The sequence below is a fragment of the Pseudomonas sp. ARP3 genome, from assembly GCF_001029595.1.
In the GTDB taxonomy this organism is placed as follows: Bacteria; Pseudomonadota; Gammaproteobacteria; order Pseudomonadales; family Pseudomonadaceae; genus Aquipseudomonas; species Aquipseudomonas rhodesiae.
On record NZ_LEKF01000003.1, the window covers coordinates 13,419 to 27,652 of the forward strand.

Here is a 14,234-nt window from a genome sequence, read left to right on the forward strand (position 1 = left end):
TGACCGCCGCGTCTGTCTTCTGTATTTTCAAACTTGAACACGACAACGGTTCAACTTTGAACAATCCGGGACGGCCATCAGGCATGACGCTTGAACTTAAATACACTCAACTCATTTAGGTAACAATGTGACGAAAGATGAACTGCGCGCGGAACTTGAGCGCCAGGAACAACGTTACAAGGACGTTTACGGCGGGGAAGTCACCACCTACGCCGCCCAGCCTGAACCTGAGCGCAAACCGTGGCGCAAGCGCGCCAGCCTGCTGGATCAGGCGTTTGCCCAGGAAATCCAAAAGATAGAACAGGAACTCAAGGCCGAAGAGCCATAAGCGATTCGGTTACAGCCTGGGTGTGGCATTGGCTGCTGGCGTATGGCTAGCAGCCGGCTTCTTGGCATCTCACCACTCACAGTAAAATTTCATACAAATGTTTCCGACATGACATTTTGGTGACATATCCCCTCCTCGCACGCCCTCTGCTTTATAAATCAAACACTTGCCAAAGCCCCGGAATCCCTGGGATACACGCCGTCCCTGGGTATTTTTTCATTGATGAATGTTACCGATGAGCAGCTAGTGCATCGATTACCGAGGTTTTCTGGCATAATCGCGCCCCCTTACGACCGGGTCAGAAAACCTTCATGATCGATTTATTCAGCGGACTGGATGCGTGGGTTCTAGTGAGCCTGTTGCTCGCCCTGGCCTTTGTCCTCGCCTTCGAGTTCATCAATGGCTTTCATGACACCGCTAACGCGGTGGCCACAGTCATCTATACCAAAGCCATGCCGCCACACCTGGCCGTGTTCTTCTCTGGGGTGTTCAACTTCCTCGGCGTGTTGCTCGGCGGTGTGGGTGTCGCTTACGCCATCGTGCATCTGCTGCCGGTGGAGCTGCTGATCAATGTGAATACCGGCCATGGTCTGGCCATGGTCTTCTCATTATTGGCGGCGGCGATCACCTGGAACCTCGGCACTTGGTATTTCGGCATCCCTGCTTCCAGTTCCCACACCTTGATCGGCTCGATCCTCGGTGTCGGCCTGGCCAACGCACTGATCAACGATATTCCCCTGGCTGACGGTGTGAACTGGCAGAAAGCGATCGATATCGGTGCCTCCCTGGTGTTCTCGCCGATGGCCGGGTTCCTGGTCGCGGCCCTGGTGCTGATCGGCCTGAAGTGGTGGCGCCCGCTGTCGAAGATGCACAAGACGCCGGACCAGCGCCGCAAGCTCGACGACAAGAAGCATCCGCCGTTCTGGAACCGTCTGGTACTGGTGATCTCGGCCATGGCCGTAAGCTTCGTGCACGGTTCCAACGACGGTCAGAAGGGTATCGGCCTGATCATGCTGGTGCTGATCGGTATCGTGCCGGCGCAGTTCGTACTCGACCTGGGCAGCACCACATACCAGATCGAACGCACCCGCGACGCCACCGTGCATTTGAGTCAGTTCTATCAGCGCAATAACGAAACCCTCGGCGAGTTCCTAGCCCTGGGCAAAAGCATGAAGGACGACCTGCCGGGCAAGTTCCAGTGCAACCCGCAACAGACCGAGCCGACCATCAACGCGTTGGTCAACACCTTGAAAGGTGTGTCTGACTACCATTCGCTGAGCGCCGATCAACGTATCGAAGTGCGTCGCTACCTGCTTTGCCTGGACGACACCGCGAAGAAAGTCGGCAAGCTGCCAGGCCTGGATGCCCGTGAGAAATCCGACCTCGACAAGCTGCGCAAAGACCTGACCGCCACCACCGAGTACGCACCGTTCTGGGTGATCCTGGCCGTTGCATTGGCTCTGGGCCTGGGCACCATGGTTGGTTGGAAGCGCGTAGTGCTGACCATCGGCGAGAAGATCGGCAAGCAAGGCATGACCTACGCCCAAGGCATGTCGGCGCAGATCACCACGGCGAGCATGATTGGCCTGGCCAACATCTTTAGCCTGCCGGTGTCGACTACCCATGTGCTGTCGTCCGGCGTTGCCGGCACCATGGTTGCCAACAAAAGCGGCCTGCAAGGCGGCACGGTCAAGACCATCCTGATGGCCTGGGTGCTGACCTTGCCGGCGACGGTGGCGTTGTCGGCCGGGTTGTTCTGGCTGGCGTCCAAGGCGCTGGGTAGCTGATCGCCCTGCGCTGAATAAAGAAGGTGCGGCCTCGCAGGAGGACCGCACCTTTTTTTATGGCTGCGCATTAATGCCAGGCATAAATAACAGGCAAAAAAAAAGGGCGACCGAAGTCGCCCAAAATGCCTTGCGTGCTCATGTAACCCGGAAAGACCTAAGGTTTTTTACGCTTATGCGCGTCTTTCCAGATAAAAATTCCAAACCCTACAAAGAACAACACCATGAGGCTGACCGTCAGCACTCCGGCAAACACCACATTATCGATAAACATGACCGGCCTCCTGTGCTTGCCCTGTTGCGATGGGGCTAAGTTAATGGAGAAGGCACATTGGAAAATTGACGGGGATCAATGTCGCCCGCAACGGGGCGTAAAGGAGGGAAATAACTGACCTGCATCAATAGATGCAGGCCATTTCAACGCTTTTTAGGTTTGTTTTTTGGTTTCTTCTTGGCTTTTCCAAGGGGCATGGCCTGTTCGAATGCCTGGCGAACTTCATTCAGACGTTTCTCGTTAAGGTCATGCACCCGCTTGGCGCGTTCGGCATTCAGGTCGATCAGCTTGGGTTCATCACTCATGGCTTGGCTTTTGTGGTGGCGGGAATGCCCCAATAATGCGGCCAACCCCGCCCCACGGCAAATCAGCGAACGACAAAAGGCAGGCCATCGACCAAGATCGGCGCATCTGCCCAACCGTTCGAGGTGCATTCAGGTGGCACTGCACAAAGACCCTCCGCCGTTGCTGGCCCTGCGCGCGTTCGAAGCCGTGGCACGGAAGTTGACTTGGGCGAGCATCAATCGGGCTTGATCGCCTTCACGCTCGTCGACTGGGATGGGTTCGAACTCAAACGGCGGTTGGGCTTACAGGGCATCAACATCGGCGCCAACGGCGTGGCCTACAGCCGTGGGACATGCAGGCACGGGGCCTGTCCAGCATTGCGCGCATCTGCGTCTGCCCGCTCTAAGACGATGACGATATCGATGCCCTGCTAAACGCCCTGCGGGCGTTGCGTCGCTAGACTTCGACGTCCACCCACAGGCCCTGGCGCGGCGCGTCCTCAATCAGCGGCACTACCGGCACAGTGTTATCGGCGTTGAGCAGATCGCCGGGGATGGCCAGGTGCTGCTCGGGATCTTCATCCGCCTCGCGCCGACGCTTCTGCTGCTCCTGCTGACGACGTTGTTCCTCGCGCAGCAGAAAAGTGGATTGTTCCGCATCGCCCTTTTTCAGATCGATCGTGCTTTCGTTGGAGCCTTGTTGCACGGGCACCACGGGCGGGATATCCGGCTTCTGGCGCACCGGATCGAGTTGTGACGTGACCGGCACAACGCTGACGGGCAACATGGGTGGCAGCATAAGTTTTCATCTCCTGATCTCAGGCTGTCGGCGTAGTGCGGAGCGACTTGAGCGCCACGGTTTGAAGCTGTGACCCAGTCGACACTCGCAAGTGCCCGCCACCCGTCGATTCAGCGCCCAAGGCGGCATGCAAACGGCGTAGTTTTTGTCAGAGTCCTTGGGCGGTGGACCTTGTTCCGTTAAGATAGTCGGCTTTTTCACGGCGGGAGTCAGGCAGCATGGCGCAGCAGTATCAACCGGGGCAACGCTGGATTAGTGACAGCGAAGCAGAGCTGGGGTTAGGCACCGTTCTGGCACAGGACGGCCGCTTGTTGACCGTGCTCTATCCGGCCACTGGCGACACCCGCCAGTATGCGCTACGGAATGCGCCTCTGACCCGTGTGCGGTTCTCGCCGGGCGACTCCATCACCCATTTCGAAGGCTGGAAAATGACCGTGCAGGAAGTCGACGACGTCGACGGTCTGCTGGTGTATCACGGCCTCAATGGGCAGAACGAGCAGGTCACCCTGCCGGAAACCCAACTCTCCAATTTCATTCAGTTCCGCCTGGCCAGCGACCGGTTGTTCGCCGGGCAGATCGACCCGCTGGCCTGGTTCTCGCTGCGCTACCACACCCTGGAACACACCAGCCGCCAACTGCAATCTTCGCTATGGGGCCTGGGCGGCGTACGTGCGCAACCTATCGCGCACCAACTGCATATCGCCCGTGAAGTCGCTGACCGTATCGCGCCGCGGGTATTGCTGGCCGACGAAGTGGGCTTGGGCAAAACCATCGAAGCCGGCCTGGTGATCCATCGCCAACTGCTGTCGGGCCGCGCCAATCGCGTGCTGATCCTGGTTCCGGAAAACCTGCAGCACCAATGGCTGGTGGAAATGCGCCGCCGCTTCAACCTGCAGGTTGCGCTGTTCGACGAAGAACGCTTTATCGAAAGCGATGCCACCAACCCCTTCGAAGACACCCAGCTCGCACTGGTGGCCCTGGAATGGCTGGTGGACGACGAGAAAGCCCAGGACGCGCTGTTCGCCGCCGGCTGGGACCTGCTGGTGGTCGACGAAGCCCATCACCTGGTGTGGCATGAAGACAAGGTCAGCCCGGAATACGCGCTGGTCGAGCAACTGGCCGAGGTCATTCCCGGCGTGCTGCTGCTGACCGCAACCCCGGAGCAACTGGGCCAGGACAGCCACTTCGCGCGCCTGCGCCTGCTTGACCCGAACCGCTTCCATGACCTGCAAGCCTTCCGTGCCGAGAGCGAAAACTATCGCCCGGTGGCCGAAGCCGTGCAGGAACTGCTGGACAAGGGTCGTCTGTCGCCGGCCGCACACCAGACCATCCACGGCTTCCTCGGCAACGAAGGCGAAGCGCTGCTCACCGCCGTCAACGATGGCGACACCGATGCCAGCGCCCGTCTGGTGCGTGAGCTGCTGGACCGCCACGGCACCGGCCGCGTGCTGTTCCGCAACACCCGCGCCGCGGTGCAGGGGTTCCCGGAGCGCAAGCTGCACGCCTACCCGCTGCCGAACCCGGACGAATACCTCGAACTGCCCCTGGGCGAGCACGCCGAGTTGTACCCGGAAGTCAGCTTCCAGTCGCAGCCGGATATCGACGAAGAAAACCGCTGGTGGCGTTTCGACCCACGGGTCGAGTGGCTGATCGACCAGTTGAAAATGCTCAAGCGCACCAAGGTCCTGGTGATCTGCGCCCACGCTGAAACCGCCATGGACCTGGAGGACGCCCTACGCGTGCGTTCCGGTATTCCGGCCACGGTGTTCCACGAAGGTATGAACATTCTTGAGCGTGACCGCGCCGCCGCCTACTTCGCCGATGAGGAATTCGGCGCCCAGGTGTTGATTTGTTCGGAAATCGGCAGTGAAGGCCGCAACTTCCAGTTCGCCCACCACCTGGTGCTGTTCGATCTGCCGTCCCACCCGGACCTGCTGGAGCAGCGGATCGGCCGTCTGGACCGGATCGGCCAGAAACATGTGATCGAACTGCATGTGCCGTACCTGGAAACCAGCCCGCAGGAGCGGCTGTTCCAGTGGTACCACGAAGCGCTGAACGCCTTCCTCAACACCTGCCCGACCGGCAACGCCTTGCAGCATCAGTTCGGCCCGCGTCTGCTGCCGCTGCTGGAAAACGCCGACGATGGCGAGTGGCAAGCGCTGATCGACGAGGCCCGTGCCGAGCGCGAGCGTCTGGAAGAGGAACTGCACACCGGTCGCGACCGCCTGCTGGAACTCAACTCCGGCGGTGCAGGTGAAGGCGATGCGCTGGTGGAAGCCATCCTGGAGCAGGACGATCAGTTCGCACTGCCGATCTATATGGAAACCCTGTTCGATGCGTTCGGTATCGACAGCGAAGATCATTCGGAAAATGCACTGATCCTCAAGCCCAGCGAAAAGATGCTCGACGCCAGTTTCCCCTTGGGCGACGACGAAGGCGTGACCATCACCTACGATCGCGACCAGGCGCTGTCGCGCGAAGACATGCAGTTCATCACCTGGGAACACCCGATGGTGCAAGGCGGCATGGACCTGGTGCTGTCCGGTTCCATGGGCAACACCGCCGTGGCGCTGATCAAGAACAAGGCGCTCAAACCCGGCACCGTGCTGCTTGAACTTTTGTATGTCAGTGAGGTGGTGGCGCCGCGTTCGCTGCAACTGGGTCGCTACCTGCCACCGGCGGCCCTGCGCTGCCTGCTGGACACCAATGGCAACGACCTGGCCGGTCGAGTGTCGTTCGAAACCCTCAACGATCAATTGGAAAGCGTGCCACGGGCCAGCGCCAACAAGTTCGTACAGGCCCAGCGTGATCAACTCACCCCGCGCATCAGCGCCGGTGAAGAGAAGATCACCCCGCGCCATGCCGAACGCGTGGCCGAAGCCAAACGTCGCCTGGCGGCGGATACCGATGAAGAACTGGCGCGCCTGACCGCCTTGCAAGCGGTCAACCCGACCGTACGCGACAGCGAACTGGTTGCCCTGCGCCAGCAGCGCGAGCAAGGCCTGGCCATGCTCGACAAAGCTGCGCTGCGTCTGGAAGCGATTCGGGTGCTGGTGGCGGGTTGATGACTCTCCTGCCCTGGTGACCTTATCGGGGGCAAGCCCCCTCCCACATTGATCTGTGATCGACATGACAATTCGGTCAACTGTGGGAGGGGGCTTGCCCCCGATGGCATCACCTCAGTCTCAAGCGGTCGCGGCAACAGCCGGCACTTCAACCGCACTTAACCCCTCTTTCATCCGCTTGGCATCCCGCACAAAACTGCGCGAGGCCTGGAACAGAAACAGCATCGTCAACAACAGCGCCACCGGAATCAGGTACATGGCGTCGTGCAACCCCACGGCCTTGTAGGCTTCCGTCATCTGTTGCGCCCCGTCCGCATACATCGCCGAATGGGCAAAGTAGTCGGACAAGCCGCCAACCACAATAGGCCCCATGCCGCCGCCCAGCAGGTACAACCCAGCAAAAAACAGCGCCATCGCCGTAGCCCGCAGGCGCGGTTCCACCACGTCTTGAATCGCGGTGTAGACACAGGTGTAGAAGTTGTACGCAAACAACCAGCCAACGCTGAACAGCGCGATAAACACGCCGATTTCAATGCGCCCGGCATGCAGGGCCCAGGCGGTAGTGACGGTGGAAATAATCAAACTGCAGGCGGCGAACAACAGCCGACCATTGGCAATCCGCTGGTGAATCTTATCGGCGATCCAGCCGCCCAGGGTCAGACCGACCAGGCCGGTCACACCGACGATAACCCCAGTGGCCACCGCCGCGTCTTGCAACGGCAGCAGAAAATAGCGCTGCAACATCGGCACCAGAAAGGAATTGCACGCGTAAGTCGCGAAGTTGAAGCACAGCCCGGCCAGTACCAGCCACAGGAATGTCGGCACCGCCAGCACACGGCGGATCGGGCGGTCGACACGCGTCTGCGACACCTGCACAGTCTCGGCCGCGCCACGCTTGGGCTCTTTGATATAGAACATGAACACCGCCAGGATCAGCCCCGGCACTGCGGCAATAAAGAACGGCGCGCGCCAGCTGTCGAACGCCTTGACCATCGCCCCGATGGTAAAGAACGCCAATAGCAGGCCCAACGGTAGACCGAGCATGAATATCCCCATGGCGCGGGCGCGGCGGTGCGCTGGGAACAGGTCGCCAATCAGCGAGTTAGCGGCCGGTGCGTAGCTGGCTTCGCCGATGCCGATGCCCATGCGCACCAGCAGAAAACTCCAGAAACTACCTACCAAGCCGTTGACCGCCGTCAGCCCGCTCCAGGCAAACAGGCCCCAGCCCATCAATTTGCTGCGCGAACCGGTATCGGCCAGACGCCCCAGGGGCAGGCCGGCGATGGCATAGACGATGGTGAAGGCGGTGCCGATGATGCCGAGCTGGAAGTCGCTCAGGTGCCATTCCATGCGAATGGGTTCGATGATGATCGCCGGGATAGTGCGATCAAAGAAATTGAACAGGTTGGCGAGGAACAGCAGGAACAGAATGCGCCAGGCATTCGCCGCTTGGGTCGAGTTCTGCATGGGTCCGTCTCTTTTATTGTTATGAGAGCTGCGATGCCCGCTGCATCCTGCTCAGGTTCCTGCAACATAGTCACGCTGGCGGTGGTTGTCTGTAATGATTCGTAAAGCTGATAGGACGTAATTTCACCCGGCGCTGCGGGACTTTGCGTACGCAAAATATATGTGCGCCCCCCTCTTCCCAATGGCGATGGCGTGGATAGAATGGCGAGCCTTCCTGTAGTGCCCCTATCCCACTTTTCGTATCGATGACGCCCATGTCCGAAGCCAGTCCGTGTCTGAGTTGCGGTGCCTGCTGTTCCTATTTTCGCGTGTCATTCTTCTGGGGCGAGTGCGCCTCGTCGGGGGGCACGGTGCCCGATGATCTGGTGGTACAGATCAACCCCACCCGCGTGGCGATGATCGGCACCGACCAAAAGCCCGCGCGTTGCTGCAGCCTAGAGGGCCAGGTGGGCGAAGGCACCCGTTGCACGATCTACGAACAACGCTCCAGCGTCTGCCGCGAGTTTGAATCGTCTTGGAGCCAGGGCGTGCAGAACGTCGACTGCGATGCTGCGCGCGCTGCGTTCGGCCTGGCGCCGTTGCCAGCACCGTTCGAAGTGGAGCTTCCCATCAGCGCTTAGCATCAAACGCTATGAACGGCATGCCGAAATGGTCCAGAGCAAAGTGCCATTAGCCATGGAAAATCCCGCGAGGCTTCTATACTCGACCTCATAGGTCATCGCCGTAGGCAGTGACGTGACCCTATGACAGGACATGCTATGGAATGGCTAGGTCTGCACTTTTTTACCGACCTTCCAGCGAACGGGCACTTATTACTCAACTGCAGTCATAACCCATTCCTGGTGCTGCTGGCTTATTTGGTCGCCTGCGCGGCGGGGTTCGGCACGCTGGATATGGCTGAACGGGTCGGCCATGTCGAAAACCCTACCGCCCGCCGCCACTGGCGCTGGCTTGGTGCCGGTTGCCTGGCCGGCGGCATTTGGTCGACTCACTTCATCAGCATGCTGGCCTTCCAGGCTCCCATCGCGTTTCACTACGAACTGCTCACAACCTTCACGTCCCTGTTGATCGCCCTCGTCGCTTCGCTGTTCGCAATGAAAACCCTCAGCCATACGAAGGTGCGACTGCATCAATACCTGCTCGCAGCTGTGTGGATAGGCATCGGCATCGCCCTGATGCATTACGTCGGCATGTCGGCCATGCGCTCTCAGGCCCAAATGTATTTCGACTCATGGCTGCTGCTGGCCTCAATCGGCATTGCCATGGGCGCCAGCCTGGCGGCGTTGTTGCTGTCGAGTTACCTGCGCACCGGCGCCGGAATATTCCATCAACTGCTCAAATACGCCGCCAGCCTGGTGCTGGGCGCGGGCATTATCAGCATGCATTTCACCGGAATGGCAGCCCTGCAATTGGTGGTGCCAACGGGTGCAGACCTTTCGCTACGGCTGGACAACAATCCCATCCAATTGGGTCTGTCGGTGGCTGTCATCACCCTGCTGGTCATCAGCAGCAGCATCAGCGCGGCCCTGGCGGACAAGAAGCTGCAGCACAAGGAACGCGATTTGCGCCGAGTCAACGCATTGCTCAGCGAACTGGACCAAGCTCGCGCCTCCCTGCAGCAGGTGGCCCATTACGATGCGCTGACCAGCCTGCTCAATCGTCGCGGGTTCAACCAGGTCTTTGCGGAGAAAGTTGCAGAAAACACCGTTAACCACGGCATGATGGCGGTGATCTTCCTCGATATCGATCATTTCAAGCGTATCAACGATAGCCTCGGCCATGACGCCGGCGACCAGCTCCTGACAGTGCTGGCCAGCCATATCAAAGGCTCGGTACGCAGCCATGCCGACGTGGTCGCCCGGTTCGGCGGCGACGAGTTCTGCATCCTCATCAGCATTCACCACCGCGATGAAGCGCGGCATCTGGCCCAACGCATCATGCAGAAAATGAAAGAACCAGTGGAACTGGCGGGCCGTCGGATGGTGATGACCACCAGCATCGGCATCAGCCTGTTTCCCGATGACGGTCAGACATGCGAAGAGCTGCTCAAAACCGCCGACCTGGCGCTTTATCAGTCCAAAGATGCGGGGCGCAACAGCCTGAATTTCTTCAGTTCCAACTTGAAGACCCGCGCCACCCTCGAATTGCAATTGGAAGAAGAACTGCGCAGTGCCCTGCGTACCGGAACCCAATTGGTGCTGTTCTACCAACCGATCTTCGACATGAAACTGGGCAAAGTCAGTCGCCTGGAAGCCCTGGTGCGCTGGCAGCATCCACAGCACGGGCTGCTAGCCCCCGATCGGTTTATCGAGATTGCCGAAAACAACGGCTTGATCGCCGACTTGGACCACTGGGTGCTGCGCCAAGCCTGCCATGACCTGAGCCTGCTCACGGACCGGGGCTACACCGACTTGACCCTCTCGGTGAACTGCTCAGCCCTGAACCTGGAGCGGGATGAGCTGGCGGATGAAATCGAAGACGCTCTGCGCTTCAGCGGCCTGGCCGCCAATCGACTGGAGCTGGAAGTGACCGAGAACGCGCTGATGGGCAATATCAGTAGCACTCTGGCGCTGCTGCGGCAAATTCGCTCACTGGGCGTGTCGCTGGCGATTGATGATTTCGGCACAGGCTATTCGTCCCTCGCCTATCTCAAACGCTTGCCGCTCAACACATTGAAGATCGATTGCTCGTTTATCCAAGATATTCCCAAGTCCACCGCCGATATGGAGATCGTCCAGGCGATCATTGGCATGGGCCATACCCTTCACCTCCAAGTAGTGACCGAAGGCGTGGAAACCCAGAGCCAATTCGAACTGCTGCACGGCCTGGGCTGCGATTTCATCCAGGGCTACCTGTTAAGTCCGGCGGTGGCCGTCAGCGACATCATTGGCGTGGTTCAGGGCATTGAGCGGCGCAACCCTCTCCACCGGATGCGCGCCGCCGCCAGCAAGGAGTCGGCACTTTTGAAGGAGCCTTCGGCCAGCCGCAGCGGCGCCGGTTCGATCGTAAGGCCCATCCGTTGATCATCAATCTTTGGCATTTCGCCATCATTTCCCTAAAGATCGCCGACGAACGGCCGATTCATCAGAGTCCGCATCAGCGTTTTCTTGAGTGCTTCAGCCTCAAGCTCAACGGCGCAGGACAACGACGCACTGTAAAGTCGCGAACTCCCATTCCGTGATGGCCTTTTGATGCACTTCAGCCATCCGCCCAGGCACATGGCGCACAATGACTTCTAAAAATAACTCTGCCAACGTGGTATCCGACGTGTTGCTCACAGCTCCTGCGGAAAAAACCTCAGGTTCAAAGTCATTGAGCACCCCCTCTGCGCTGGCCACTCAGCAGTATTTGTACTTCACCGAAACCAACACCGACCGCATTCTCGATAACCTCGACGGCCTGCGCGACATGGTGTTCCCGCGCCCACCCCACGCCGAAGGCGATGGCGAACAGCACAGCGACCAGGAATTCCCCTCGGTGTGCCTGATCGGCCTGGGCCGTTGCGGTTCCAACATCGCTCTGGACGTGGCAGAACTGGTGTACAACGCGCGCAAGTTTTACCTGAACGAGTTCAGCACTGAAGACAAGTCGATCGATAAGGGTTACAGCCCGGCCCAATGGATTCGCAACAACTTGCGGCTGGGCAGCGGCAAGGCCAGCAAACCGGTGTTCCTGGTGGAGCCGCTGGTGATGCTGGGCGACCTGGATAAAGACATCGCCGGGCGTATCCGCTTCTCGCGCAAAAACGAAAAGAGCGGCTTCCTGCGCGATTACAGCAAAATGAAAATCATGGACCTGTCGGAAGTGCATGCCGGCGGCGCCGGTAACGCCCCGATCCTCGGCCAGTACCTGGCCAAGATCATCCTCAACAAAGATACCCAGCGTTTCTCCAGCCCCGACTGGAAGATGATCCACTCGTACCTCATCGACTCCTGCGGCATCAAAGCCAACCAGTCGCGCCTGTACTTTTCGATTTTCAGCGCCGGCGGCGGCACCGGCTCGGGGATGGCGTCCGAATTCGGCCTGGCTCAACAACACTCGTACATGAACAAAACGTTCGATACCAAACCCGCCGACGAGCACGACAGCAAGAGCGGTCATGCCTTTGTGTTCGAGCCGATCTTTACCAGCGGCATTTGCGTACTGCCGAATATTTCCGACCACCGCAGCGAAATGTCCGAGGCCTTGCACATCAACGCCGGGCGCCTGCTGTGCAAATACCTTTCCGAAGAATGGGACTTCTCGTACAACTTCGCCAATGAAGACAGCAGCGAAGCCAGCGTGAAGGGCCGTATCCGGCCGTGGAACGCTATGATGCTGATCTCCAACGACATCATGCGTTACGCCGAAGAGAGCGACGACGGCAATATCCAGAACATTGATGTCAATGCCATGGAGAAACACGCCAACCAGTACATCTCCCAGCAGATTTTCAACATCCTCACGGCCCAGGCGGTGACCACCGACTACGACCAGAACTATTTCCGCCGCGCCGGTATCGACATCGGCGAAACCATTCGCCTGGATGCCAACGACCTGTTTATGAGCCTGGCCGGCCCGGTGGCGATTGCCTACGCCGAATCCGTGGTCCCGGAAACCCCGGCGCCGTCGAATGACAAGTTCAAGGTGTTCGAAAAAGAACCTCAGCGCCTGAACATCGACGACCTGTTCTTCCGCTCCATCGATTTGCCGCACTTCAATAAAGTCACCCAGGCCATCGAAGGCATCAGCCTATTGCCCATCGAGTCCAAGCGTTACAAGGCGTCCCTGGAACAATACAAGAACTCCGGCTATGACGCGGCGGCGCTGCACGACCTGCACTTCTTCAAGAACTGCTCGTCGGTGGTGTCGATCGTCTCGCTGCCCAAGGACTACAAGCTGTCCTATATGGACCTGAATCGGCTCAAGACTCACCTCAACAGCCTGTTCCCCAACACCACGCTCAAGCGCTATGCCCTGGTGATCGGCGCGTCGGCCAACCTGTCGCTGACCACCTTGATCGCCAAGAGCCCGTGCCTGTCGGACGACTTCCTCACCTTGATCGTGGCGTTTATCAAACGCTGCTTTGCGCGCAACCCGTATCGCTTCGACGACACTCTGGACAACTCGATCCTGGACTTCATCATCCACGAGGACTTCGACGAAGACCGTATCGACGAGTTGCTCAATGAGTTTGAAAACCCGGCGAAGATCCTCGATACCAACTGGTACGCGATCAAACCGATGTATGAGAAGAAGTACCGCGAGCTGATCAACGACAAAGAGAAGTTCGTGTCGATCAATGACATTCGCCTGTCACGGGATTGCGTGAAAAAGGCGATCAAGTACCTGCGTGAGATTTACCGTCACCGTATCGGGAAGACCAAGGTGATCTCGTTGAACAACCATACGGGCAAGACCGGCTGACGTGAGGCGATGCCATCGCGGCGGGTCCGCGATGGCGCTTTGAATGAAGGCCTTCATTTCATTGGCATACTTCGAAACAATTGCCCAGGCCTTCCTCGCCCTCTGAAACTGTTCCCGTGACGTGCACGTCACCTTCGGCTGTGACCTTTCTCTACGGCAAGATGCCATCACGCCGCCAGCGGTTACTCCGCTACACACTTCTTCGAGCAGAAATCACGCACCATTCTCGTGCAGAATTTTCTTACGACGCCCTTTCCTGGATCAGAATCCACGGCGAAACCACCACCGCCCATAGGCTTGGATCACGCTCCACCAAGTCCAATGCCCGCGGGGCAGACACTTCGCCGAGGCTGCCCGCGGCCAGCCAGGCAGCGACTTTGTCGCGATTGTCCTCGGCCATTCCCTCTGCGGCTTCGATCAAATCCAGGCTGGGGTCGACCCACAATAGGGCACCCTTGGCAAAGAACGGTTCAAGCTCCTTCCAGGAGATTTCGGCGGTTTCGCCGAGCAGCTTGGCATAGAGGGTGCTAGGTTCTTGCGTCATGGGAGTTCACCTGAAGAAAAAATCGGCGCAATCATAACGTCACGCTTCAGGCAGAAAAACCCAGTTGCAAATGCGTCAACGATTGAAAAGTGTCAGGAAAGCCAAGGAATGCGCGAGATACAGGTATCACCCCCGCCGCAATTCTGTCTTTTTCTTTCATTTAAGCGACACCCCCGGATTTGCCCCTGGCAGCCAGCTTTTCAAGCGATCAACCGGCGCTCTACACTGTACCGGTACAGTTGCCAGGCGGTTGCCGGGGGGATATCCGAGATATCCGATCCGG

Annotated in this window: 11 protein-coding genes and 1 pseudogene; 7 read left to right on the top strand and 5 right to left on the bottom strand. The window is 58.8% G+C overall.

Annotated features, from left to right (window positions below):
* Nucleotides 1–127 precede the first annotated feature (127 nt).
* Together ABX75_RS04370 and ABX75_RS04375 are read left to right on the top strand one after the other, a co-directional pair.
* Nucleotides 128–328, top strand: coding sequence for a hypothetical protein (locus ABX75_RS04370; RefSeq protein WP_003172389.1), 201 nt, complete (start codon nucleotides 128–130; stop codon nucleotides 326–328).
* 311 nt (nucleotides 329–639) lie between these two features.
* Complete coding sequence (locus tag ABX75_RS04375) at nucleotides 640–2,115, top strand: inorganic phosphate transporter (RefSeq protein ID WP_034096310.1); 1,476 nt, start codon at nucleotides 640–642, stop codon at nucleotides 2,113–2,115.
* A gap of 154 nt (nucleotides 2,116–2,269) precedes the next feature.
* Here ABX75_RS04375 and ccoM read toward each other — a convergent pair whose 3' ends face one another.
* Nucleotides 2,270–2,386, bottom strand: coding sequence for a cytochrome c oxidase subunit CcoM (gene ccoM, locus ABX75_RS29845; protein WP_034096309.1), 117 nt, complete (start codon nucleotides 2,384–2,386; stop codon nucleotides 2,270–2,272).
* A 143-nt stretch (nucleotides 2,387–2,529) separates the two neighbouring features.
* On the bottom strand, nucleotides 2,530–2,691 hold the full coding sequence (locus ABX75_RS29335; protein WP_094064713.1) for a hypothetical protein: 162 nt from the start codon (nucleotides 2,689–2,691) through the stop codon (nucleotides 2,530–2,532).
* Nucleotides 2,692–2,892: 201 nt separating this feature from the next.
* Here ABX75_RS29335 and ABX75_RS29610 point away from each other — a divergent pair.
* Nucleotides 2,893–3,077: pseudogene (locus tag ABX75_RS29610) on the top strand (aminotransferase); the annotation flags it as partial.
* 50 nt (nucleotides 3,078–3,127) lie between these two features.
* Here ABX75_RS29610 and ABX75_RS04390 read toward each other — a convergent pair.
* On the bottom strand, nucleotides 3,128–3,469 hold the full coding sequence (locus ABX75_RS04390; RefSeq protein ID WP_034096307.1) for a hypothetical protein: 342 nt from the start codon (nucleotides 3,467–3,469) through the stop codon (nucleotides 3,128–3,130).
* Nucleotides 3,470–3,687: 218 nt separating this feature from the next.
* Between ABX75_RS04390 and rapA the strand changes: the two genes are divergently transcribed.
* Nucleotides 3,688–6,534 carry an RNA polymerase-associated protein RapA gene (gene rapA / locus ABX75_RS04395; RefSeq protein WP_047881522.1) on the top strand — a complete coding sequence of 949 codons (2,847 nt, stop codon included), beginning with the start codon at nucleotides 3,688–3,690 and terminating at the stop codon, nucleotides 6,532–6,534.
* Between the two features lie 120 nt (nucleotides 6,535–6,654).
* On the opposite strand, the gene ABX75_RS04400 is transcribed toward rapA, so the two are convergent.
* Complete coding sequence (locus ABX75_RS04400) at nucleotides 6,655–8,001, bottom strand: MFS transporter (protein WP_034096305.1); 1,347 nt, start codon at nucleotides 7,999–8,001, stop codon at nucleotides 6,655–6,657.
* A gap of 254 nt (nucleotides 8,002–8,255) precedes the next feature.
* Here ABX75_RS04400 and ABX75_RS04405 point away from each other — a divergent pair, with 254 nt between their 5' ends.
* The 3 genes from ABX75_RS04405 (at nucleotide 8,256) to ABX75_RS04415 (ending at nucleotide 13,407) form a co-directional block, all read left to right on the top strand.
* Nucleotides 8,256–8,621, top strand: coding sequence for a YkgJ family cysteine cluster protein (locus ABX75_RS04405; RefSeq protein WP_034096304.1), 366 nt, complete (start codon nucleotides 8,256–8,258; stop codon nucleotides 8,619–8,621).
* A 138-nt stretch (nucleotides 8,622–8,759) separates the two neighbouring features.
* Nucleotides 8,760–11,024 (top strand): bifunctional diguanylate cyclase/phosphodiesterase, encoded by a 2,265-nt coding sequence (locus ABX75_RS04410; RefSeq protein ID WP_047881523.1) that lies wholly within the window; start codon nucleotides 8,760–8,762, stop codon nucleotides 11,022–11,024.
* Nucleotides 11,025–11,229: 205 nt separating this feature from the next.
* A complete protein-coding gene (locus tag ABX75_RS04415) occupies nucleotides 11,230–13,407 on the top strand; it encodes a hypothetical protein (protein ID WP_034096302.1) in 2,178 nt (725 codons plus the stop codon).
* Between the two features lie 241 nt (nucleotides 13,408–13,648).
* Here the strand turns inward: ABX75_RS04415 and ABX75_RS04420 are convergent, their stop codons facing one another.
* Nucleotides 13,649–13,951: a DUF2288 domain-containing protein gene (locus ABX75_RS04420; protein ID WP_034096301.1), complete on the bottom strand. Its 303-nt coding sequence runs from the start codon at nucleotides 13,949–13,951 to the stop codon at nucleotides 13,649–13,651.
* Nucleotides 13,952–14,234: the final 283 nt, after the last annotated feature.